Genomic DNA, 21776 nt, shown 5'->3' with positions numbered 1-21776 from the left:
CCTATTTAGGGGATGCCCCATGACCAGCGATGAGCTTGATGAGATTCTATCCCTTCTCAAACCCGGTGAGACAGTGCTCGTTGAGTACACTCAGGATTCTCCCTCTGAGCTCCTCCTGTGGTTGCTCGTGGGGTGGGCAAAGGCAAACGACAGGGCGATTCTCATTGATGACGTCCTCGACACTTTTCCAGAGGTGCTTGCCAGACTCGAAGTTCTCGGCTTCGACGTCTCTGGCTTTGAAGAACTGCCCGTAGTCAAAATCGGCGGTTCAAGGAACGTTGGAAACGTAATAGGGACAATAGACGTTGACAGGCATTCAATCGACTTCCGCTACTACGAGAGGATATACTCCAAGGCCACCGATGGCGTCATGGTGAACCCCGTCCTTGGGTTCCACAAGCTCTTTCTGGTTCTTACGGACCGGGAGCTCCTGAGGCTAATCCGCAACGTTGCAGGCTTCGTTGGGAAGAAGGACAGGATAGCCCTGTACCTCGTCAACTCCGACGTCATAGCTTCAAAGCCCGGTGGCTTCGGAGCCCTCTTCAGGGAAATCGCAACGACAGTCTTGGCACTTTACCCAACGGAAAGGGGCTATGTTCTCGGCGTTGTAAAAACATCGAGAAGAGAACTTCTCGGGAAGGAGGTCGTAATCCTCTAAATCTCCTCCAGCAGTTTCTTCCTCTTTTCTTCGTACTCTTCCTGGCTTATGACGCCCATGTCGTAGAGTTCCTTCAGCTTCTTCAGCCTGTCCATCGGGTCTTCCTTCTTCTCCTGAACAGGTGCAGTGTGCGAGATTGGGGCCGTTCTTGTGACGAGCTCCTTCGGCTTGTTGAGAACCCATTCCTCGCTGGTGAGGCCCTTTTTGACCGCTATGCTTACTGGCTCGACCGCTATCGCGTTGAGGGCCTCCTTGATGGCGTTTATCGTTTTCCTGGCCTCCTCCTTGTCCATCCAGCCGAGCTTCAGCGTTATGCTCTCCTCGCCCTCTATTATGAACTCGGAGCTCATTATGCCGAGCTTGACAGTGACCCTCTCGAGCTTCTGGTAGGGCAACGCCCTGACGTCGTACCTCCCGAGAATCTTCTCATCGAGGTAGATAATCCTCCTGTCCGTAACGAGAAGCCACTTGGGCTTTTCGAGGCTTACCTTCTTCTTGACCGAGTAGAGGACGCGCTCCCCGGGTTCAATAATCTTCCCGAGGGCCTTCGGAAGTTCAGGCTCTCCCATGGACACCACCTAACCTAATTTGGCGGTGGAATATATTAACCTGCCGGAAACCGTTTAAGGAGAAGCCCCCTACGGTTGGGGAGGTGTTGGTATGGACTTCGAGAGGAAACCGCTCATCGGCATGGTTCACCTCAAGCCCCTCCCCGGCTCGTACCTCTACGACGGCAACCTTGAGACCGTTACTGAGCTCGCCCTGAGGGATGCCAGGACCCTTGAGGAGGCGGGCTTCGACGCGATAATGATTGAGAACTTCGGAGACGTCCCGTTCCCCAAGACAGTTGACAAGGTGACGGTCGCTTCCTTCACGGCGGTAGCTAAGGCCGTTAGGGACGAGGTGAGCGTTCCGGTCGGGATTAACGTCCTCAGGAACGACGGGATATCGGCCTATTCAATAGCCTACTCGATTAAAGCGGACTTCATAAGGGTGAACGTGCTGAGCGGAGTTGCCTTCACCGACCAGGGAATCATCGAGGGCATCGCCCACGAGCTTGCAAGGCTGAGGAAGCTTCTCCCGAGCGGAATCAAGGTTTTCGCCGACGTTCACGTCAAGCACGCGGTCCACTTCTTTGACTTCGAGGACGCGGTAAGGGACACCGTCGAGCGCGGTCTGGCCGATGCGATAGTGGTGAGCGGAAAGGCAACCGGAAAGCCCGTGGATTTAGAAAAGCTCGCCCTCGCGAAGAGAATCTCGCCCGTTCCAGTCGTCGTCGGCTCGGGAACGACCTACGACAACCTGCCGGAGCTGTGGAGGTATGCAGATGCCTTCATCGTCGGCACGTGGCTCAAGCGCGATGGAAAGGTCGAGAACGAGGTTTCCTTTGAGAGGGCAAGAAAGCTCGTCGAGCTGGCGGAGAAGTTGAGGAGAAGTTCTTAGCTTTTCCTTCAGAATTCTTCGAATTTTCTTCTCCGAAAGTCTTATTACGATTAGGCGCGTATCTTCTAGAAGCCCTGTCCCGCTTTTCTCTTCCGCGAGATGGGTTGTTGTTTGGAGGTGCTAAGTTTGGGAATCCTGAAGAAACTGGTGGTCGGCTTCTTCCTGCTCATCTTCCTCGGCGTCGCGGCAATCTTCGGAATGCAGTACTACTACGAAACCGCTTACGACAAGGTTCCGGTCGAGGTCAAGACCGAGACGGTGAGTGGCGACGTCTTCTACCTCAGCCACGTGCTCGAGCCCGGAAAGTACAAGATAACGGCCGAGAGCGAGGGGACGGTCGAGAAGATAACGATACTCGACGAGAACGGCAACGTGCTGACCGAGTCCGAGACGGACAGCCTGATATACGGCTCCAGCGTACCGTTTCAGGTGAGGATTGACTACAAGGCGCCCGTTAACGTGGACAGCTACACTGTCTCGGTCGGCATATACAGGCTCGTCAAGAAATGACGAAAGCGTTATATTTTCTTTCCTTTACTTCTTCTCGTCTCATTACTCACTCTTACCTTGGGTGATGCTCATGGGGAAGTACTTCGGCACGAGCGGAATCAGAGGGCTGTTCAACGAGTGCGTTACCCCCGAGCTGGCGTTGAAGGTTGGAAAGGCGGTCGGGACTTATCTCGGGGGAGGAAGGGTCGTCGTTGGAATGGACACGAGAACGAGCAGTGAGACCCTCAAGTCGGCCCTAATCAGCGGGCTTCTGAGCACGGGCGTCGAGGTGATAGACATAGGTCTGTCCCCAACGCCGCTCACGGGCTTTGCGATAAAGCTTTACGAAGCCGATGCGGGTGTTACGATAACCGCCTCCCACAATCCTCCGGAATACAACGGGATAAAGGTGTGGCAGTCCAACGGGATGGCCTACACCCCCGACATGGAGGCCGAACTTGAGGGAATCCTCGAATCCGGGAACTTTAGAAAGGTTCCCTGGAACGAGATTGGGACGCTCAGGAGGGCCGACCCCAGGGATGAGTACATAAGGAAGGCCCTCGAGATGGTGAAGCTCAACGATTCCTATACTGTTGTCGTCGATTCCGGCAACGGCGCCGGCTCAATCCTCAGCCCATACCTCCAGCGCGAGCTGGGCAACAGGGTTATTTCGCTCAACTCTCACCCGAGCGGTTTCTTCGTTCGCGAACTCGAGCCGAACGCGAAGAGCCTTTCGGGGCTGGCGAAGACGGTTAGGGTCATGAATGCCGACGTTGGAATAGCGCACGACGGCGACGCAGACAGAATCGGCGTGGTGGACGACGAGGGGAACTTCGTTGAGTACGAGGTCATGCTCTCGCTCATAGCCGGCTACATGCTCAGAAAGTTCGGGAAGGGGAAGATAGTTACCACCGTCGATGCCGGCTTCGCTCTGGACGACTACGTCAGGCCCTTGGGCGGGGAAGTGATAAGGACGCGCGTTGGAGATGTGGCGGTTGCCGATGAACTGGCCAAACACGGTGGAATCTTTGGTGGCGAGCCGAGCGGGACGTGGATAATTCCCCAGTGGAATTTGACACCAGACGGGATATTCGCGGGGGCGCTCGTCCTTGAGATGATAGACAGGCTCGGGCCGATAAGCGAGCTCGCCAGAGAAGTTCCGCGCTACGTGACGTTAAGGGCGAAGATACCCTGCCCCAACGAGAAGAAGGCCAGGGCCATGGAGATTATAGCAAAGGAAGCTTTGAAGAGCTTCGACTACGAGAGGCTCATAGACATCGACGGCATAAGGATTGAGAACTCTGACTGGTGGGTTCTGTTCAGGCCGAGCGGAACCGAGCCGATAATGCGCATAACCCTTGAGGCGCACACCGAGGAGAAGGCGAAGGAGCTGATGGGAAAGGCTGAGAAGCTCGTCAGGAGCGCGGTGGAGCGGGCTTGAAATGAAAACCTACATCCTCTACGCCCTCCTCTCTGCCTTCTTTGCTTCTCTCGTTCCAATCTTTGGAAAAATCGGCCTCAGGGACGTTAACCCAACGCTCGCGACCGCCGTGAGGGCCGTCATAATGGCGGTCTTCCTCGTCGGCGTCGCCCTCGTGAGCGGTGTAACTCGGGAACCGCTGGGCGGAAGGGCGCTGCTCTTCATAACGCTCTCAGGGATAGCGGGCGCGCTCTCGTGGCTCTTCTACTTCATGGCCGTTAAAGCCGGCCGTGTTCCCGCTGTAGTTGCGATAGACAAGACGAGCGTCGCGCTGGCAATCTTCCTCTCGTGGTTCATCCTTGGGAGCAGGATGGACGTGAAAACAGCGGTTGGCGCGCTCCTCATAGTTCTCGGCGCGATTCTGGTGGCCCTTTAGGACTTCAGAGCATTTTTGAGCCTTTTAACGCTCTCCTCAACGTCGTCCTTGTCGAACTCTAAAAACTCTGCCTCCGGGAAGCGCTCCATGAGCTCCTCGAAGAGCAATCCCGGCCCTTCTTTAACCTCGAAGGAAAAGCGCTCGATGATTTTCCTGCTATCCTCAAGCCTCTTCTCCTTGTCCATGTAGAAGAACGCCGGAATCAGACCGTAGTCAAAGGAATCGGGGTCGTTCGAGGTTGTGTGGAAGACACCACAGGTTGGGGAGCCTTTAACGCCGACGAAAACCACCCGCTCCGGCTTCTCTTCAGTCAAAATTCTTCCTATGAAGTCCGCTATGACCTGAACCCTCTCGCGCATGCCGAGTCTCTCAAAGCTCTCCCTTCCCATCGGGGGCCTCGGCCAGCCGATTAGCTCGAACTCCGGGCAGGGATAAGCAAGAATCTGCCATTCGTCGCCGAGTTCTCCAATCAGCTTCCTTAGCTCTCCTGCCGTCCTGTATTCCTTCTCCTTCGGCCCGCGGTAGACGTAGAACGGGCTCAACAGGCAGGGGGCGATGATTAGGAGGTTCACGGTAATCACCTGACAACTTTTACCAGAGGAACCTTCTCGAAATCCGAGTCAAAGGTTAGAATGCGCTCAATTTCGTGTTCCGCGCAGGTTGCAACGATGAGGGTATCGTTGGGAAGCAGTTGATACTTCTCCCCAATCTCAGAGCGACTCATAGTATGCCTCCTTGAGGCGCTTGTAGTCGATTTTTTCGACCTTTCTGATGAGCATGGAGTCGAGTATCTCATCAACGTCTGGGGTTATCACTATTCTCACCCTCGCGTGCTCCGGCAGGTTGAGCTTCTTCAGGGGCTTCAGCACGCCGTTCTCGTAAACCGCCTCCACAACCTCCATGTTCCCACCAGTTTCCCTTACTCCCAACTCCCTTTAAGCCTTGCTCAGCTCCTTGATAATCCGCTCCACCTCTTCCCTCAGCTCCTCTAAGGTTCCCTCGTTGACTATGACGTAGTCAGCCAGGTCCTTTAGCTCGCTCGTGTGGTAGAGCCTTTCCTCGGCGTCGTCCATCTCCTTGAAGTCTTCGAATGTCTTAATTCCCCTGTCCTTGCTGGCCTTCCTCCTCATCAGGCGCTCGAACCTTATCTCGGGTTTAGCTTCGACGTAGATGACCTTCCCGCCGAGCCTCTTTATCGCCTCGATTTCCTCACGCGAGCGGACGCCGTCTATGACGATATTTTCGCAGTTCCTCTTCTTGTCAACGGCGAGACGAATTAATATATCCCCGCCGTATTTGTCCTTCAGGTACTTTCCGAACTCTATGAGTTTCTCGCGCGTCGGTTCTGCCTTCTCTGGCAGTTCCGGAACCCAAGAATACTCGGAAACGTTGTGGGTCAGCAGGTCAATCAGCGGCTCACTGCAGGAAACCCTGCAGAAGCCCTTCTCCTCGAAGAATTTAGCGATTGTCGTTTTTCCAGCGGCAATCTTTCCAACGACCCCGATTATCATCTCCTTCGCCTCCAGTAGCGCCATACAACCTTGGCCCCATCTGTCGACTCCATGAGGCCGTCGTAGGTGAGTTTGGCGACGAACTCAAGGAGGGCCTTCTCATCGACCATCGTGGGGAATTCGAAGCCAAAAAGGTATTTCAGCTCGAAGAAGCCGATGTGGAGAAGCCTGAAGGGATTGAGGAGGTAAACTCCACCCTTCTCGTCCAGCGGGAATGGAAAATCTGCCAAAACAAGTCTTGCGCCCTTTTTCCTGGCGATTCTCACAAGCTTGTCCTCATTTGGGAAGAACAGCTCCCTGGGGCTCCCTTCAACGGCTTCGTACTCGAGCCTTGGAAAGGTGTACCTCAGTCCGATTGCCTCGTAGGGGAGCTTTAGGGCTTTGGCAAAGCCGAGGAGCGGTCTGGCGGAGAAGCTCAGGAAGACGAGCGTTTTCAGGTTTCCCACGACTTCCGGCCACGCCCTCGGCGGGAACCTACGCTCTGCCTCGATTATCGGCGTTAGGAACTCAAGCTCTTCGGGAAGGAGCTTTTCTGCCTCGTCCAGCTTTCTCCGCTTTATCTCGAGGTCGAGGTTTGAATAGACGGTAACCTGCTTGACTCCGAGCCTCTCGCGGAGCTTTCCGATGACGAGGCTGTTGCCGATGACGACGCTCTTGTCAGTTCTGTCGTGGGCTATTATGAAGAGCTTGTCCCCCTTTGGGTCGTAGCGGACCTCGTCTATCCTGAAGGGGCTCTCCGGAAGGCCGTGCTCAAGCCTTATCTCTCGAACGAGCTCCGATATTGCTTCCGGTGTGGACATCGGGCTCCATTATCATGGGAGCTTTTAAGGAGATTGTTCCGTTTCTGGAACAAAGATTTTAAAATTGTGGAACAAACTTGGGTCGGTGGTGGGGATGAAAATCGGGCCCAAGGAGATAGCGATTTCAGGTGTGATGCTCGGCCTCGCGCTCCTCCTTGACGTCGCTCCAATAGACTTTCCGACGGTCTGGGGCATGAAGATTGACGTCGTAGCTGTGCCCATAGTAATCGTTTACTTCATCCTGGGCTTCTGGGGAAGCCTCTTCGCCCTCGGCCTGCTCTTCGTAGGCCTCAGCGTGGTTTCATCTGCGAGCTGGCTCGGGGCGATGATGAAGGTAACGGCAACCTTCGCCGTCATACTCGGCCTTGAGTTCGCGAGGAGAACGGTCGGAATGGACTTCAGGAACCCGCGCAGGTTGCTTCTCTTCGGTGCCGTCGCCTACATCGTCGGCGTTGCCATAAGGGTTCCGCTTATGCTTCTGTTGAACTACTACGTGGCCCTTCCGATATGGCTTGGCCTTCCGAGGGAGCAGGTTGTTCAGGCCGTTGAAAACTGGACTCACGTTCCCTTCTGGGTGGCTATAGGCCTTCCGAACGCGGTTCAGAGTGCCATAGACGTCTTCCTGAGCCTCACGGTTGCGGTTCCGGTTCTCAAAAGACTCCCCCACCTTGGCACGGTGGACGTTTCAACCGGTGACATCGAGGAGAACGCCTTTTGATTCTCAATTTTTGAAAAAAGAGAAGGAATTCAGAGGTTCCCCAGGATTTCATCTCCCTCAATCGTTCTCTCGCAGTAGTGGCAGCGGAGCTTTAGTGGGTCCCTGCTCTCGACCTTGAAGCGTGGCCTCACGTACTCGTGGTTGCTGACGCAGTTTGGATTGGGGCAGGTGAGGATTCCGACTATCTCGTCCGGAATCGAGACCTTGAACTTCTCCACTATCTTGTAGTCCCTGACGATGTTGACGGTAGCGTCCGGCGCGATGAGTGCAATCTTGTTGACCTCCTCCTCGCTGAGGTAGCGTCCCTCGACCTTCACGATGTCCTTCCTGCCGAGCTTTTTGCTCGGAACGTTCGAGGCTATGAGGAGGGTCCCCCCGTTCGGCTTCGTCAGGCCGAGGATTTCGATGACCTTGAGCCACTTTCCTGCCGGAATGTGGTCTATTACCGTTCCCTCGGGGATTACCTCAACCTTCAGCTCGGGCATTTTAGAGCACCCCCAGCGTTAGGCCTAAAAGCGCCATTCTAACCGGCACGCCGGAGAAGACCTGACGGAAGTAGAGCGCGTGCTTGCTCTTGTCAACCTCTGGGTGAATCTCGTCCACCCTCGGGAGCGGGTGCATGACCTTCAGCGTTTCCTTGGCGTTCTTCAAAAGCTTGCAGTTCACCTGGTAGCTGCCCTTGACCTTTAGGTACTCCTCCTCGTCAGGGAAGCGCTCGCGCTGGATTCTAGTGACGTAGAGCACATCAAGCTCTGGAATCGCGCCCTCGAGGTCGGTCGTCTCGTAAACCCTAACGCCCCTCTCCTTCAGCTCCTCGACGATGTGCTTCGGCATCCTCAAGAGCTCGGGTGAAATCAGATAGAGCTCGACGTCGTAGAAGGCTAAGGCCTCCGCGAGGCTGTGGACGGTTCTTCCGTACTTGAGGTCGCCGAGCAGGCCAATCTTGAGGCCGTCAATCCTTCCGAAGGCGCGCTTTATCGTGTAGAGGTCGAGGAGGGTTTGAGTCGGGTGCTGGTTGCTCCCGTCGCCGGCGTTGATGACCGGAACCTCCGCCACCTCAGCCGCCAACCGGGCGGCTCCCTCAAGTGGATGCCTAATCACAATCACGTCGCTGTACTGCTCGACGGTTCTTATCGTGTCGGCCAAACTTTCACCCTTCTTGACGCTCGTGCTTGAGGCCGAGGAGAAGCCTATCACCGAGCCGCCGAGCCTGTGCATCGCGCTCTCGAAGCTCAGCCTTGTTCTCGTTGAGGGCTCGAAGAACAGCGTCGCGAGTATCTTCCCGCGCGCGTATTCGAGCGAGCCCTTCTCCTTGAGTTCTTCCTCGAGCCTTTCGGCGACCTTCAAAACAAACTCGATATCGCTTTTCGAGAAGTCCCTAATGCTTATAACGTCCCTTCCTTTCCAGTCCATAAGAGCCCTTCCGGTGTAAAATCCGATGGGTTTTTAAGCCTTTTTTGACATCAACTTGTGGACAATAACGATTTAAATCCTCCGCGGTTTAATAACTCGGTTTTAGGGTGATGGTATGAAGACGCCGAGCGTTTATATCACTGAAGAGCTCATGCCCTACCTGCGAGCAAGGATAGCGGGAATCCTGTACCGTGAGGGGTTCAGGCAGTCGCGTATAGCGAGCTACCTTGGCATAACTCAGGCGATGGTGAGCAAGTATCTTGGGGGCACTTACAAGCGCCCTCCCGAGGAAGTTGCCGTGCTCTTAGATGCGATAGCCGAGGAGATTGCCAGGCTAATCCTGACGGGTGCTACGAAGGATGAGATTATAGTCTTCACCTCAAGGAGGCTCTTTGAGCTTTTCTCTTCCGGTAAACTCTGCAGATACTATGCCAAGTACGCCGGGGTGAGCGAAGATACCTGCAGGTCTCTCTTTGCTTCCACCCACTCTTCGGCAGTTGAAGAGATGAGGCTGGCACTCCGCGAGCTCCTCTCGTTGCCTGGGCTTCCAAAGCTCATCCCCGAGGTCAGGAGCAACCTGGCCTACGCGCCCCCCGGAGCGAAGAGTCCAGCCGATGTAATCGCGATTCCCGGCAGGATAACCCTCGTCAAGGGCAGGCCCTACGCCCTTCCGCCGGAGCCCGGCGCGAGTAAGTTCACGGCTTCGCTAATCCTCTCCGTTTCCGAGAGGGCTCCGGAAGTGCGGAGCGTCATGAACGTCCGCCTCGACCGCGAGATTGCCGAGGCAGTTAAGAAATTGGGTCTCAAATACTCCGAGATAAGAACCGGCGGCCTGAGTGACGAAGATGCCATAGAAAGGATAGCGGGCCTGTTTGAGAACGATTCCCCTGACTTCGTCCTCGACTGGGGCGGGGAGGGCGTTGAGCCACTCACCTACGTCTTCGGCAGGAATCCTCTAGACGTCGTCGGGAAGGTTAAGGCGCTGTTGGAGGTGATGAAATGATTTACACAAAGGAGCTCCGGTTTTCAACGAGGGGCGAGATTGACCTCGTGGACATAACGGCCGAGGTTGAGAGGGTCGTTGAAGAGTCCGGAATCCAGAACGGGCACGTTTTGGTCTTCGTTCCTGGGGCAACGGGTGCGATAGTCACGATAGAGCACGAGTCGGGCCTCTTAGAAGACTTTAAGAGGGCGTTGATGGAGCTGATACCAAAAGGTGCCGGCTACCTCCACGACAGGATAGACGACAACGCCCACAGCCACCTGCGCGCGACCCTTCTCGGCGCGAGCGAGTGCTTTCCGGTCGTAAACGGCCGGCTCGTTCGCGGAACGTGGCAGCAGATTTTCTTCGTCGAGCTGGACGTCAGGCCGAGGCACAGGCGCGTTATCGTGCAGGTCGTTGGTGAGTGAGAACTTCTGGTTCTCACCTATTTATACACCTTGAGAAGTGTGAGTTCTCAGGATTATAAACGCTTCAATGCGAAGGCGTTAAACAGTTCAGAGATTAAAATGAGAGTGGTGGGAGGATAGGAAAGAGGATAGTTGTCGAGCTTCCTGAGACAGTAAAACTACCCGAGGACGAGATAGAGGAGAGAATCAAGGTTGAGTTGGCCATAAGACTTTACGAGAGGGGAATCGACCTCAAAGTTCTGGAGGAGCTATCATGAGGGTTGCCGCAAACTCGTCACCACTCATATTTCTCGCCAAGCTCAGACTGCTCCACATTGTTGATGAACTCTTTGACGAGGTCTACATTACCGATGCCGTCTACTATGAAGAATATCTGGGAGGAGGCAGAACTCTCAGCCTTCCCACAGCTCCAGCAGGAAGAAGGGCACGTCCTCCCTTTCGAGCACGATTACGTTCCGTGGATATCTCCTGTGGGCTTTTCCGGCTTTCACCTCCACCTTCAGGTTCCCAGCTATCGCGTCAACCTCGTAGGAGTTCCGGTAGTAGTAAACCTCCCCGAACTTCCTGTGCAGGTGCTCCTGAACGAGCCACTCATAGAGGGCATCTTCCCTCAGCTCAGCCCCGCTCCAGGCAGAGAAGAGCCTCGCAAGTAGAGGGTCGCGGAAGAAGAACTTCTTCTCCCTCTTGTACAGGACCCTGCTTCCTTCCTTCAAGTATGCAATTCCGATGATGTACAGCTCCCGGAAGAACTCGATGTAGTCCTGCACGACCTTGTAGGAGTAGCCTGATGTCATTCCCGCTAAAGCCCGAAAGCTCGTAGCCGAGGGCGCGCTCTGAATCAGAGCATAGAACGTTTCCCTCGCTATCTCGAGGCTCTTCCCAAAGCGGACGAATTCACCTATGTATGCTCCGAGCAGGTCTTCCATCGGCAGACCGTTTATTGAACCGGGGAATCCGCCGGTTTTCAGGTACTCCTCGAACAGTCCCAGTGTTTTTTCTCTGTGAAGTTCTGGCCTTTTCAGGCCCATGACCTCAGCGTATTCCGCAAATGAAAGAGGCATGACTTCGAGCGTCTTTCCCTCTCCTCTCCTGCCCGGAAACATCTCGATGTCCCGCTTCACCCTTAGGGAGCTTGAGCCAGTAACCGTGACCACGTCGTTCTCCAACATGCCAGCATCGATGAGCGGTTTGAGGCCCCTCCACCAGCCGTCGAGCGACGTTACCTCATCGAGGAAGATGTATCCCGTGTTGATTCCTTCCCGCTTTTTCATCCCTTCGAACTCCCTAAGGAGAGACGCCAGTTCCCTGTGGTCTGGGAGAATCTCCACGTTAACGTAGAGAATCGACTCCGGCGGGTTTTCCTTCAGGAGTTCCTTGATAAGAAGCTTTATCCCCGTCGTCTTTCCCACCTGCCTCGGGCCGAGGACGAAGTTGAGCGAGAACGGTTCGAGCGATAGCTCATCGGTCCATTTAGGCCACCAGTGGATTTTCTGCTCTCTCCAGCGTTTAACATGGTAGTCCTCTTTTCCCTCCCACCAAGGGTTCATGTAAACTAAGTCCCCCAATCTCATGCCCTCACCTGAGAATTTCTAGTTCTCACACCTTTATAAACTTTGAGAACTTGCACTTCTCATGATTTGTGACTCTTAAAGAGACACCCTCAGTTTCAGTATTGAACCCTCCAAAAACGCCGTGAAAGGGGGTAATAACCCGCCCGAGTTCATTGACTCCGCCCTCGGCGGTGCTCCCCGGGCGATTTAGGTTAGGCTTTTCACAATAAAAGGCTTTCTACCACACTTTGACCTCTTCGTTTTCGTTCTCCTCGAGCTCGACCTCCTCGTACTTCCCGTTCAGCTTGATTGAGATGGCATAGACGAGGGCAACGAACGAGCCGAAGAGAAACGCCATGAAAATCCAGACGAGCCTCTCAGATTCTGGCATAAGTTTCTGATTCTTAACGACGTCGTAGGTAACCCACGCGAAGCCCGCGATGTTGAGAACCCAAATCAGACCCCAGATTCCGATGACCACGTCGAACATGAAGAAAAATTAGGAGTGGAGGTTAAAAACTTCACTCCTTCTTGAGCTTCTCGCAGTTCTTGACCCAGTTCTCGAGGATGTCCTTGAGCTTGGGCTGGCCGATTTCCTCGAGCTCGTAGCGGACCCTTACAGCTGGCTTGTTGAGGTTCATGAACCTGCGCAGGTCAACCGGGGTTCCGAGTATGACGACGTCGGCATCGGCCCTGTTGATGGTCTCCTCAAGTTCCTTAATCTGCTTCTTGCCGTAGCCCATGGCCGGCAGAATGAGGTCGAGGTGCGGGTACTTCTTGTAGGTCTCGACGATTGAGCCGACGGCGTAGGGCCTCGGGTCAATGATTTCCTTCGCTCCAAACTTCTTGGCGGCGACGTAGCCGGCTCCGTATTTCATGCCGCCGTGGGTGAGGGTCGGACCGTCCTCGACGACGAGAACGCGCTTGCCCTTGATGAGCTCGGGGTTGTCAACGAATATCGGCGAGGCAGCCTCGATGACGGTGGCGTTCGGGTTGACCTTCTCAATGCTCTCGCGAACCTTCTGGATGTCGTCCCTGTTGGCGGTGTCAATCTTGTTGATGATTATGACGTCAGCGGCCCTGAAGTTGGTCTCACCTGGGTGGTACTTGAGCTCGTGGCCGGGCCTGTGCGGGTCGGTGACGACTATCCAGAGGTCGGGCTCGTAGAACGGGAAGTCGTTGTTTCCGCCGTCCCAGAGGATTATGTCAGCCTCCTTCTCGGCCTCGCGGAGAATCTTCTCGTAGTCAACGCCCGCGTAAACCACCATGCCGCGCTCGATGTAGGGCTCGTACTCCTCGCGCTCCTCGATGGTGCACTCGTACTTGTCGAGGTCCTCGAAGGTGGCGAAGCGCTGGACGACCTGCTTCCTGAGGTCGCCGTAGGGCATCGGGTGCCTTATGGCAACGACCTTGTAGCCCATCTCCTGGAGGAGCTGGGCGACCTTTCTTGAGGTCTGGCTCTTTCCACAGCCGGTTCTGACGGCGGTAACGGCTACAACCGGCTTGCTGGACTTGAGCATGGTGCTCTTCGGGCCGAGGAGCCAGAAGTCGGCGCCCGCTGAGTGTGCCCTGCTGGCGAGGTGCATGACGTGCTCGTGGGAGACGTCGGAGTAGGCGAAGACGACGATATCAATGTTGTGCTCCTTGATTATCTTCTCCATGTCGTCCTCACTCCATATCGGAATGCCGTTCGGGTAGAGCTCCCCGGCGAGCTCAGGCGGGTAAAGCCTGCCCTCGATGTCCGGAATCTGAGTGGCGGTGAAGGCGACGACCTCGTAGTCAGGGTTGTCCCTGAAGAACACGTTGAAGTTGTGGAAGTCCCTTCCGGCCGCTCCGAGAATCAGAACCCTCTTCTTTTTCTTCTCGGCCATTTTCGTTCACCTCTAAAACTTTGTTCGTTGGTGTATTGAGCTTTACACTTATAACGGTTTTCGTTTAGCGATGAAAGGCATTTACGTAACTCCTTCGAAATCTTTTAACGTTTCCTGAAAAACCTTCAAAAAACGCTGAACCTCCCCCGTTCCTGAATTACCCGGTGGGTTAATAAACGATTGCCGAAGACGCTTTCGGGGATTGTCATGGTGAGTGGAGACGTTGAAGTTCGAACTCACACGGCCCTGCATGTTGTCAAGGGGGCCGTTGTGAAGGTCCTCGGTGAAAAGGCCAAGTGGACGGCCTCGACCTACGTCAAAGGCAACCGTGGGGTTTTAGCGGTTAAGTTCGACCGGAAGCCGACGCCCGAGGAGGTAGAGGAAATAGAGCGCCTCGCCAATGAGAAAGTTAAGGAGAACGTTCCCGTTGAGGTTTACGAGCTTCCGCGCGAGGAAGCGGAGAAGCGCTTCGGCGAGGATATGTACGACCTGTTTCCCGTTCCCGAGGAGGTTAAAACCCTTAAAGTGGTCGTCATCGAGGGCTGGAACGTCAACGCGTGCAATAAGGAGCACACGAGGACGACGGGCGAAATAGGGAAGATAAGAATCAGAAAGGCCCGCTTTAGGAGGAGCAGGGGGCTTTTGGAGATTAGCTTTGAGGTGCTTTAATCTATGGAACCATAACGAAGCCGTGAACCGCAAAGTCGCTGTCGAAGGTGAACGCCTTCCTGATTCCAAGCCTCTCCATTATCGCAAAGGCCAGGCTGTCGAATAAGTCTATTCCCTGCTGGTCGCGGTACTTGAAGAAAAGCTCCCAGGCCCTTTCCCAGTCCGCTTCGGTTTCCTTCTCGATGAAGATGAACCTGCTCGCGGTGTAGAGGCGGTACTGCTCCTCGGCAACGTCCTTTCCAACGTGCTTTGCAACGCCGTTTAGGAACTCCATCAGCGTGGGCCTGCCGATTACGAAAACAGACCCCTCCCTAACGGCGTCCTTAAAGAAGCCCAAGGCCCGCTCGTGCTCAGGGTCGTCCCTGACGAGGAGAGCTATCATGGCGCTCGTGTCCATGTAGAAGAGCTCTGGCCTCAGTGGCTTCGCCATTCGACCACTCCCCAGTCTTCATCGTGGCTCGTCTTCTTGCCTTTAAGCTCTACCACGCCGAACGCCTTCCAGATTGGGTCTTTTTCTACTTCCTCCTCGGTTATCCCTGCGTTCCTCCTGAGGTATTCCTCTATGGCCTCCTTGAGTATCTCCTTTATGGGCTTTCCCTCCCTGAGCGATAGGGCCTTGAGCATTGAGTACAGGCTCTCATCAATCTCGGTCTGTACATGTTTTGTAGATGACATGGAATCACCATAAACATGAAGAAGAGAGGAACATTTAAACCTTCACTTCCGCACCCACAGCGCCCCTGCCATGCCGAAGTAGGTGGGGCAGGCGTAGGCGCTCGCCTTCAGCTCGAACTCGGCCTTTCTCATAGCTCCAAGCATTATCAGCATCTGCCAGTAGCTGTCCACGAGGGCCTTCCTAACGAGGTCCTCGGGAATGCTGAGAAGCTCCTCAAGGCGGTCTTCGTTGATGAGCTTCATTATCAGCCTGTCGTACTCCTCGCTCTCCTTCACCTTCCCGTAGGGGCCTTTTTCATCGTGTCCATGTCCGTGGTCCGCGCTGATTATCAGCGCAACCCTCTTCTCCTCCCGCTCAAGGACTTCGCCGAGGATTTCGCCGAAGCGGACGAGCGTTTCTCTGCTCACTCCCCTCGACGGCGTCATCAGGACGAGCGGTTTCCTTTCGAGAAACTGGAGCGGAATCAGCTCGCCCCAGCTCAGGGGCCAGCGCGAGTACCCCCCACTGAGCGCGGCAAAGTTTAAATCCACCACTGGCATTCCCGCCTCTTTCTCGGCTTGATAAATCTTCTCCGCCAGCTCTCTGTCGGTTTTCCACTCTCCAGGTAGCTCCTTCCCTTCGAAGCCGAGCCACGAGACGAGGTTTTCAGCAAGGACGACGCCGAGGTGGTCGCTCATCCTCACGTTGTGGGGGCTTATCAGGACGTAGGAGTCCGCATCTCTGAACTCCCCGCCGATTCTCCTCAGGACTTCCGCGAGCCTCTCGGTTTCCTCGTCCGGAGGCTCAAGAACCGGGTTGCCGTGGGGCATCAGGCCTATTCCGACGAGCATCTCAATCACCTCAGACAGTTTTCAAGCCCTTCAAGCGGGCACTCCGTTGTCTTCCCCGCCGGGGCATCCTTCAGGGTTCTCAAGCCAGAACCCGTGAGAATCGAGACAGCCTTAACTCCCTCTGGAAGGTTTAGCTTTTCTATGGCTGCTATCCCCGTCGCGCTCGCCGGCTGGACGAAGAGGCCCTCGAGGGCGAGCTTTTTCTGAGCTTTCCTTATTTCATCGTCCGAAACTGAAACGCACCCTCCGCCAAGTTCTCTCAGGAGTTTCAGAACCGCGTTCCCGCTCGGCGGGCAGGGGTTCGCTATTGCCTTCGCTATCGTTCTCGGGTTCTCGAAGCGCTCTACTTTTTCCTTCCCTTCACGGAAGGCTTTGCATATCGGGGAGCAACCCTCAGCCTGAACCGCTATCAGCTTTGGAAGGCCATCAATAAGCCCGTTCTCGTAAAGCTCGAGGAAGCCCTTTGCCACTCCCCTGAAAAGACCGCCCGAGCTGGTTGGGATTAGAACGTAGTCCGGGGTAAGCTCCTCGGCTATCTCAAACGCGATACCCTTGTAGCCCTCGATTCTGAAGGGGTTGTCGGAGTTCATGAAGTAGACCCCAAGCTTTTCTCCAAGCTTGAGGCTCTCGAAGTAGAGCCTCCCGTAGTCCCCGAGAACCCTTATCACTTCCCCGCCGTAGACAGAGATGGCCTTTAATTTTTCGTCGCCCGCGCTCTCGGAGACGAGAATTTTAGATTTCAACCCGAAGCGTGATGCGTAAGCCGAAACGCTCGCCGCCATGTTTCCGGTAGAGACCGTCCCGACGGTCTTGTAGCCGGCTTTGAGTGCGTAGCTCATCGCCAGAAACGTTCCCCTGTCCTTGAAGCTCCACGTCGGGTTCACCGTTTCGTTCTTGAGGTAGAGCTTAACGCCAAACTCATCGCCGAGCCTCGACTTCACCAGCGGGGTGTCGCCCTCGCCGAGGGAAAACTCAAGGGCCGGCTCGACCGGCCAGAAGTCCCAGAACCGCTCCCAGACGCTCTTTCCGATATAGGGTTCTCCCTCAAAGAGCTCGAACTCGACCGGCCCACCGCACTCGCACCTCTGGACGGGCTCATCGTATGTTTTTCCACAGATTGGACACCTAAGCTTCAACTCTAACCCTCCTCACGGCTTTTAGGGTGACGGTCTTTCCGTCGAGGGTGATTGTGAACCTCGCGTAGGTGTCTTTTTCGGCGAGGCTCTTGAGGGTTTCGGCGAAGGTTTTAGAGGCGTTTTCGTTTGAGAACTCAACCTTCCACAGGAGAACGTAGTCGGTACCGTTGGTCGCGAGGATTAGATGGTCGCCGAGCCACGCGCTTGAAACGTTCCACGCGGTTTCGTTGCTCAGCTTGGCGACGTCCCTGAGGAGGACGTAGACGTAGAACTCGCCCATCCTGTCGTCTCTCATGACGCTCCAGTTCGCTGGAACGCTCAGCGAGACGTTCACGGGCGTCACGTTCTCCAGATAGAGTTTGGGGTGCATTATCTGGGCCGTTGAGAGGGGATAGTGCCTGTAGGCCTCGTTTACAAGTTCCCAGCCACCTTTCTCGTAGAGGTAGCGGACGAACCTGTCACCGAAGACGTAGGGGAAGATACCGATGTCCGTTAGAGGGTTCCCGCTGAGGGAGCGTATCTTGTATATAGGAATCCCGTTCCGCTCGCAGTAGAGGTCGGCCACGAGGTCTGCATCTCCCTCAACCAGCGCCCTCACCGCGAGGGTTCCGTCGAAGGTGCTGGCACCGTACTTTGCATCGAACCACTGCTTTTGCAACACGTGCGTGAGCTCATGCGCCAAAGCCCTCTTCGCAATCGCGGGGTTTCCCTCAAAGTTCTCCTCGATGACGTAGATGGTGTTTCCAACCGTGAGGGCAATCCAGCCGGCGCTCTGCTCCTCCTTCGCCTTGATGAAGGAGTAGTTCCCCGGCAGAAGGAGGGTCATCTTGTAGGTGAGCTCCTGAACCTTCAGCTCCTCCTCGTTCTGGCTACCTGGCCCGAAGAGCCTTATCGCCTCCGCCCTGCTGATGACGATTACCTTCGGCTTCTCTTTGAAGTGTAATCCCCTGATTTCCTGAACCTGCTCGATGATATCGTTAATCTGGTCGAGAATCGCGTCGGTGGAGTAAGCTAGGTCAACGGCCGAGTAGAGCGACAGAACGACCGTCGCGATGAGAAGAACCGCGAGCGCTTTCTCCTTCATTCCCCTCGGAGAAGGTTGGAGGGGGAGTTAAAAAGGGATTTGGTGCAAATCTAAAACTCGACGAACTCCTCCTTCATGCCGTCCTTCGTGATGACGACGACCTGCACCTTCCTGTCCCCTGTGTAAACGTCGCGCTTTCCGGCGGTTCTGACGGCCCTAACCGCGAGCTCCTTGGCTTCTTCGACGCTCATGTCCTTCCGGAAGCCCTCTTCGAGGACGGCTATCGCGAAGGGACTGCCGGAGCCAGTGGCCGTGTACTCGTCGAAGATAAGACCTCCGAGCGGGTCGAGGTTGGCCAGCGTTGGCTCCTCGACGTAGCCACCTATGATAATCTGCACCATGTAGGGGAACCACTTGTTCTCGTTGAGGATGTTGCTGAGTAGGTGTGCCATCGCCTTGGCCGTCATCGGCCTTCCCCACGTGAACTGGTAGTAGCGCGCCTCTGCTTCCAGCATTCTCGCCAGAGCCTGGACGTCTCCGACGCTTCCCGCGGTGGTTATCGCTATCCTGTCGGTTATCGGGATTATCTTTTTGATGTTCAGGGTTTCAACCATGTGGTCAAGCGAGGCCTGAGTGTCCGCCGCGAGAACCACTCCGTCCTTGGCCTTTATTCCCACCGTTGTTGTTCCGGTCTTCTTCTCCACCTTCTCTCACCTGAAGTAAGAAACGCGCCGAAGTTTTAAACCTTAGCCCTTCAGTCCCGGCACGAGGAGGCGCTTCCCCTCGACCTCGATTATCCTCGCCCTTATCCCGTAGGTCTCCTCTATCACCGCCGGCTCCAGCTTTCTCGACGGTCCCTCCCAGACCTTTTCGCCGTCCTTCAGGACGAGAACCCTGTCGGCGTAGCTTAACGCGAGGTTGAGGTCGTGGAGAACAGCAACGATAATCTTCTCCCCTTTGAGCTCGTTAAGCAACTCCATCACCATGAGCGCGTGGTTTACGTCGAGGTGGCTCGTGGGCTCGTCGAGGAGGATTGCCCTGCTCCCCTGTGCCAGAGCCCTCGCTATAAGGACGAGCTGGAATTCCCCACCGCTCAGGCTCGTTACCCTCTCCCTTCTCCTCTCCCAGAGGCCGACCCTTTTGAGCGCTTTCCTGACGCTCCCCCGCGTTATGTAGGCACCCATCTCCACGAACTCCTCGACGGTGAAGGCGAACTGGGGAAGGGAGCTCTGGGGAACGTAGGTTATCAGCCTCGCCCTTTCAGCGGGCCTGAGCGATGTCAGCTCAACGCCGTCGAGCCTTGCCGTTCCCCTTGGCCTTAAAATCCCGACGAGGCACTTGAGGAGTGTGCTCTTCCCCGCTCCGTTGGGCCCGATTACCGCGAGAAGTTCGCCCCTCTCGGCTTTGAGCTCTACGTTTTTCAAAACCTCCCTCTCGCCGTAAGCGAAAGAGATTCTCGCCTCAAGCAACGAGCTCACCCCTCTTGTGCCTCATCAGGAGGTAGAGGAAGAAGGGCGCGCCCATGAGGGCCGTCACTATGCCGACCGGGATTACTGTCGGCTTTGCCACAGTTCTCGCGAGCAAATCTGCGATGACGAGCAGAACCCCACCGAAGAGGGCCGTTGCTGGCGTTAACTCCCTGTGGTTCGGCCCGAGGAGAAGTCGCATTATGTGGGGGCTTACCAGTCCGATGAAGCCGATTATCCCGGCGGTGTAAACGGCGAAAGCAGTAAGCGTCGCTATGACGCCGAGGAAGATTTTCCGGTAGAGATGAAGGTCGAGGCCGAGGGCTATGCTCTCCTCGCCGAGGAGTATTAGGTTGAGCTCGCGCCAGCGCCAGCTGAGGAAGCCGACGCCGAGAAGCGAAACGACGAGCATTATCCCTACGTCCCGCCAGGTGCTCCCGTTGAAGCTCCCGAGGAGCCACATCCAGCTCAGATGGCTCTCCTGGGGGTGTGTGACGTAGATGTACCACGTTATCGCGTTTGCAAGGAAGCCGTAGGCTATTCCTGCCAGGAGGAGGGTGTCAACGGGAACCGCGCCGTTGGTCCTTGCTATCGTGTAGACGATGAAGACCGAGAGGAAGGAAAAGAGGAGCGCGAGGGGGGCCATGTAGGCCGGGTTAATCAGCGTTCCGATGGCGGAGCCGAGCGCGGCGCCAGAGCTTATTCCGATTATGTATGGGTCTGCGAGGGGGTTTCGAAAGAGGGCCTGGCTCGCGACTCCGGCACTCGCCAGCGCGAGGCCGACGAAGTAAGCTAGGAGGACCTCCGGAAGGCGGAGTTGCCACACTATGGTGAAGTACTCTGGGGGTTGGCCTGAAACAATCTCCACTACGTACTTGGCCTCCTCCGCGAGGACGTTCGAGTGGATAATCAGGGCGAGTTTGTCGAGAACCCACGAGAGCCAGCTCGCGAGGGTTGTTTTTACTCCGTAATCCACGCTCTCGGCGACGTCGTGAAGGCTCAAACTAACCGGGCCGAAGTAAACGCCAAGGAAGATTGAAAGTGCTGAAAGGATGAGCAGGGCCGGAAGCCATTTCCGCATGTGCTGGAGTTTTTGTCCAGCCTTTTAAAGTTGATGCATCAGCCAGGAATCCGGTCATCATCCCGGGGTCAGGTTCGAGAGTGCTCATCACGTCGGGGTGGCCACCCCATAGGGAGTCCCCTCAAGCCTTAAAAGCCTTGGGGGAGAGTTATTAACATGAGCGTCTCAGCGAGGGAAGTGAAGGCCAGAATACCGCTGGCACTCGTCACGATACGGCCGGCGAAGCTCTTCGACATAAGCGACGTGATGAGAATCGAGAGGGAGTCCTTCCGCGAGGCCTACCCGAGGGGAATCTTCCTCGTCTTCCTCGAGAACAACCCCGAGACCTTTCTCGTTGCCGAGTACAACGGCAGGGTAATCGGCTACGTCATGGCATACCTCCGCCCGGACCTTGAAGGACACATAATGAGCATAGCCGTTGACAAGCGCTACCGCGGGAACGGCATAGGCTCGGCCCTGCTCGCCGAGGCGATAGAGAGGCTCATCGCACGGGGAGCTCGTTACATCGGCCTCGAAGTTCGCGTGAGCAACGAAAAGGCCATAAAGCTCTACGAGCGCTTCGGCTTCCGGAAGGTGAAGCGGATTATCGGCTACTACTCGGACGGCGAAGATGCATACTACATGCTCCTGCCTGCCGGGGAATGGAGGGGAAGCTGATGATAGTCTTTTACCTGAGCGGGGACAGGGTCTTCTCGACCGACCAGAACGCGATAAACGGCCTTTACAACAAGCGCCACTTCGGGAAGCTTGTCGAGGGCAAGCTTTTCCTCTCGTTGCTCGAAGCCACCTACCTCGTGGAGAGGGGCAAGATAGAGGTCAGGGACGGGAAGAGAAAGCTCACTGTCGAGGAGCTTATGAACCTCGGGAGGAAGAGGGACGAGCTGTTCGACGCCAAGTATCTCGTCTACAAGGACCTGCGCGACAGGGGCTACACCGTCAAGTCCGGCCTCAAGTTCGGCTCGCACTTCCGCGTTTACCGCAGGGGCATGGACGAGCACTCCCAGTGGCTCGTGTGGGTCCTGCCTGAGAACTCAAGGATTAGTCCGAACGACATAACCGCTCGCGTTAGAGTAGCTCACGGTGTCAGGAAGAACATGGTGATGGCGATAGTTGACGAGGACGCGGACGTTACCTACTACAGGGTTGAGTGGACGAAGTTCTGAACCTGTTTTCAT

Annotated in this window: 30 protein-coding genes; 11 read left to right on the top strand and 19 right to left on the bottom strand. The window is 55.7% G+C overall.

Annotated elements, in window-relative coordinates; all coding sequences use genetic code 11:
- Window positions 1-19: 19 nt before the first annotated feature.
- Complete coding sequence (locus tag E3E30_RS10930) at window positions 20-658, top strand: DUF257 family protein (RefSeq protein ID WP_042690926.1); 639 nt, start codon at window positions 20-22, stop codon at window positions 656-658.
- Here E3E30_RS10930 and E3E30_RS10925 read toward each other — a convergent pair.
- Complete coding sequence (locus tag E3E30_RS10925) at window positions 655-1227, bottom strand: PH domain-containing protein (protein ID WP_167729628.1); 573 nt, start codon at window positions 1225-1227, stop codon at window positions 655-657. The genes E3E30_RS10930 and E3E30_RS10925 overlap by 4 nt on opposite strands.
- A 91-nt stretch (window positions 1228-1318) precedes the next feature.
- Between E3E30_RS10925 and E3E30_RS10920 the strand changes: the two genes are divergently transcribed.
- The 4 genes from E3E30_RS10920 to E3E30_RS10905 all read left to right on the top strand — a co-directional run bounded on the left by E3E30_RS10920 (window position 1319) and on the right by E3E30_RS10905 (window position 4446).
- Entirely contained in the window at window positions 1319-2101 is a 783-nt protein-coding gene (locus E3E30_RS10920; protein ID WP_167729611.1) for a BtpA/SgcQ family protein, read from the top strand.
- Window positions 2102-2227: 126 nt separating this feature from the next.
- Window positions 2228-2611, top strand: a complete 384-nt coding sequence (locus tag E3E30_RS10915; protein WP_167729610.1) for a hypothetical protein — start codon at window positions 2228-2230, stop codon at window positions 2609-2611.
- A 70-nt stretch (window positions 2612-2681) separates the two neighbouring features.
- Window positions 2682-4031, top strand: coding sequence for a phosphoglucosamine mutase (gene glmM / locus E3E30_RS10910; protein WP_167729627.1), 1350 nt, complete (start codon window positions 2682-2684; stop codon window positions 4029-4031).
- Between the two features lies 1 nt (window position 4032).
- Window positions 4033-4446, top strand: a complete 414-nt coding sequence (locus E3E30_RS10905) for an EamA family transporter (RefSeq protein ID WP_167729609.1) — start codon at window positions 4033-4035, stop codon at window positions 4444-4446.
- On the opposite strand, the gene E3E30_RS10900 is transcribed toward E3E30_RS10905, so the two are convergent.
- The 5 genes from E3E30_RS10900 to E3E30_RS10880 are packed head-to-tail and all read right to left on the bottom strand — an operon-like array spanning window position 4443 to window position 6757.
- On the bottom strand, window positions 4443-5018 hold the full coding sequence (locus tag E3E30_RS10900) for a hypothetical protein (protein ID WP_167729608.1): 576 nt from the start codon (window positions 5016-5018) through the stop codon (window positions 4443-4445). The two genes, E3E30_RS10905 and E3E30_RS10900, sit on opposite strands and share 4 nt — an antisense overlap.
- 5 nt (window positions 5019-5023) lie before the next feature.
- Entirely contained in the window at window positions 5024-5170 is a 147-nt protein-coding gene (locus E3E30_RS10895) for a PIN domain-containing protein (protein ID WP_240922701.1), read from the bottom strand.
- A complete protein-coding gene (locus E3E30_RS10890; RefSeq protein WP_042690937.1) occupies window positions 5157-5348 on the bottom strand; it encodes an antitoxin family protein in 192 nt (63 codons plus the stop codon). Before E3E30_RS10890 ends, E3E30_RS10895 begins: the two co-directional genes overlap by 14 nt.
- A 33-nt stretch (window positions 5349-5381) precedes the next feature.
- Entirely contained in the window at window positions 5382-5957 is a 576-nt protein-coding gene (locus E3E30_RS10885) for an AAA family ATPase (RefSeq protein ID WP_167729626.1), read from the bottom strand.
- On the bottom strand, window positions 5954-6757 hold the full coding sequence (locus E3E30_RS10880; RefSeq protein WP_167729606.1) for a hypothetical protein: 804 nt from the start codon (window positions 6755-6757) through the stop codon (window positions 5954-5956). The genes E3E30_RS10885 and E3E30_RS10880 overlap by 4 nt, the downstream gene beginning before the upstream one ends.
- Window positions 6758-6851: 94 nt before the next feature.
- On the opposite strand from E3E30_RS10880, the gene E3E30_RS10875 reads away from it, so the two are divergent.
- Window positions 6852-7475: a hypothetical protein gene (locus E3E30_RS10875; protein WP_167729625.1), complete on the top strand. Its 624-nt coding sequence runs from the start codon at window positions 6852-6854 to the stop codon at window positions 7473-7475.
- 29 nt (window positions 7476-7504) lie between these two features.
- Here the strand turns inward: E3E30_RS10875 and pyrI are convergent, their stop codons facing one another.
- Window positions 7505-7960 carry an aspartate carbamoyltransferase regulatory subunit gene (pyrI, locus tag E3E30_RS10870; protein ID WP_042690942.1) on the bottom strand — a complete coding sequence of 152 codons (456 nt, stop codon included), beginning with the start codon at window positions 7958-7960 and terminating at the stop codon, window positions 7505-7507.
- Window position 7961: 1 nt separating this feature from the next.
- Window positions 7962-8888 (bottom strand): aspartate carbamoyltransferase, encoded by a 927-nt coding sequence (gene pyrB, locus E3E30_RS10865; protein ID WP_167729605.1) that lies wholly within the window; start codon window positions 8886-8888, stop codon window positions 7962-7964.
- 115 nt (window positions 8889-9003) lie between these two features.
- Here pyrB and E3E30_RS10860 point away from each other — a divergent pair, with 115 nt between their 5' ends.
- Together E3E30_RS10860 and E3E30_RS10855 are read left to right on the top strand one after the other, a co-directional pair.
- Window positions 9004-9891: a thiamine-phosphate synthase family protein gene (locus tag E3E30_RS10860; protein WP_167729604.1), complete on the top strand. Its 888-nt coding sequence runs from the start codon at window positions 9004-9006 to the stop codon at window positions 9889-9891.
- Window positions 9888-10298, top strand: coding sequence for a secondary thiamine-phosphate synthase enzyme YjbQ (locus tag E3E30_RS10855; protein ID WP_167729603.1), 411 nt, complete (start codon window positions 9888-9890; stop codon window positions 10296-10298). The genes E3E30_RS10860 and E3E30_RS10855 overlap by 4 nt, the downstream gene beginning before the upstream one ends.
- A gap of 392 nt (window positions 10299-10690) precedes the next feature.
- Here E3E30_RS10855 and E3E30_RS10845 read toward each other — a convergent pair whose 3' ends face one another.
- From E3E30_RS10845 to E3E30_RS10835, 3 genes are all read right to left on the bottom strand, one after another.
- A complete protein-coding gene (locus E3E30_RS10845) occupies window positions 10691-11869 on the bottom strand; it encodes an ATP-binding protein (protein WP_167729602.1) in 1179 nt (392 codons plus the stop codon).
- Window positions 11870-12086: 217 nt separating this feature from the next.
- Window positions 12087-12338: a hypothetical protein gene (locus tag E3E30_RS10840; protein ID WP_167729601.1), complete on the bottom strand. Its 252-nt coding sequence runs from the start codon at window positions 12336-12338 to the stop codon at window positions 12087-12089.
- 31 nt (window positions 12339-12369) lie between these two features.
- Window positions 12370-13719: a cyclic 2,3-diphosphoglycerate synthase gene (locus E3E30_RS10835; protein ID WP_167729600.1), complete on the bottom strand. Its 1350-nt coding sequence runs from the start codon at window positions 13717-13719 to the stop codon at window positions 12370-12372.
- Between the two features lie 207 nt (window positions 13720-13926).
- Here E3E30_RS10835 and E3E30_RS10830 point away from each other — a divergent pair, with 207 nt between their 5' ends.
- Window positions 13927-14388, top strand: a complete 462-nt coding sequence (locus tag E3E30_RS10830; protein ID WP_167729624.1) for an alanyl-tRNA editing protein — start codon at window positions 13927-13929, stop codon at window positions 14386-14388.
- A 1-nt stretch (window position 14389) separates the two neighbouring features.
- Here the strand turns inward: E3E30_RS10830 and E3E30_RS10825 are convergent, their stop codons facing one another.
- Genes E3E30_RS10825 through E3E30_RS10790 form a run of 8 tightly spaced genes read right to left on the bottom strand, consistent with a single transcriptional unit; the run spans window position 14390 to window position 20601 of the window.
- Window positions 14390-14818 carry a type II toxin-antitoxin system VapC family toxin gene (locus E3E30_RS10825; RefSeq protein ID WP_042690952.1) on the bottom strand — a complete coding sequence of 143 codons (429 nt, stop codon included), beginning with the start codon at window positions 14816-14818 and terminating at the stop codon, window positions 14390-14392.
- A complete protein-coding gene (locus tag E3E30_RS10820; protein WP_042690954.1) occupies window positions 14803-15063 on the bottom strand; it encodes a hypothetical protein in 261 nt (86 codons plus the stop codon). The genes E3E30_RS10825 and E3E30_RS10820 overlap by 16 nt, the downstream gene beginning before the upstream one ends.
- A gap of 42 nt (window positions 15064-15105) precedes the next feature.
- On the bottom strand, window positions 15106-15894 hold the full coding sequence (locus E3E30_RS10815; protein WP_167729599.1) for an extradiol dioxygenase: 789 nt from the start codon (window positions 15892-15894) through the stop codon (window positions 15106-15108).
- Window positions 15895-15899: 5 nt separating this feature from the next.
- On the bottom strand, window positions 15900-17030 hold the full coding sequence (gene thrC / locus E3E30_RS10810; RefSeq protein ID WP_167729598.1) for a threonine synthase: 1131 nt from the start codon (window positions 17028-17030) through the stop codon (window positions 15900-15902).
- Window positions 17020-18114 (bottom strand): DUF4157 domain-containing protein, encoded by a 1095-nt coding sequence (locus E3E30_RS10805; protein WP_167729597.1) that lies wholly within the window; start codon window positions 18112-18114, stop codon window positions 17020-17022. Before E3E30_RS10805 ends, thrC begins: the two co-directional genes overlap by 11 nt.
- A 50-nt stretch (window positions 18115-18164) precedes the next feature.
- Window positions 18165-18758: an archaeal proteasome endopeptidase complex subunit beta gene (gene psmB, locus E3E30_RS10800; protein ID WP_042690959.1), complete on the bottom strand. Its 594-nt coding sequence runs from the start codon at window positions 18756-18758 to the stop codon at window positions 18165-18167.
- A 42-nt stretch (window positions 18759-18800) separates the two neighbouring features.
- Entirely contained in the window at window positions 18801-19532 is a 732-nt protein-coding gene (locus E3E30_RS10795) for an ABC transporter ATP-binding protein (protein WP_167729596.1), read from the bottom strand.
- Window positions 19516-20601, bottom strand: a complete 1086-nt coding sequence (locus E3E30_RS10790) for an iron ABC transporter permease (protein ID WP_167729595.1) — start codon at window positions 20599-20601, stop codon at window positions 19516-19518. The genes E3E30_RS10795 and E3E30_RS10790 overlap by 17 nt, the downstream gene beginning before the upstream one ends.
- A 156-nt stretch (window positions 20602-20757) precedes the next feature.
- On the opposite strand from E3E30_RS10790, the gene rimI reads away from it, so the two are divergent.
- Both rimI and endA read left to right on the top strand, forming a co-directional pair.
- Window positions 20758-21258 (top strand): ribosomal protein S18-alanine N-acetyltransferase, encoded by a 501-nt coding sequence (rimI, locus tag E3E30_RS10785; RefSeq protein WP_167729594.1) that lies wholly within the window; start codon window positions 20758-20760, stop codon window positions 21256-21258.
- Window positions 21258-21764 (top strand): tRNA-intron lyase, encoded by a 507-nt coding sequence (gene endA / locus E3E30_RS10780; RefSeq protein WP_167729593.1) that lies wholly within the window; start codon window positions 21258-21260, stop codon window positions 21762-21764. The genes rimI and endA overlap by 1 nt, the downstream gene beginning before the upstream one ends.
- The last annotated feature ends 12 nt before the right edge of the window (window positions 21765-21776 follow it).

The organism is Thermococcus sp. 9N3, from assembly GCF_012027685.1.
Lineage (GTDB): Archaea > Methanobacteriota_B > Thermococci > Thermococcales > Thermococcaceae > Thermococcus > Thermococcus nautili.
Note: the sequence above shows the minus strand (reverse complement) of the source record. Positions and strands in the feature narration are given on the sequence as shown.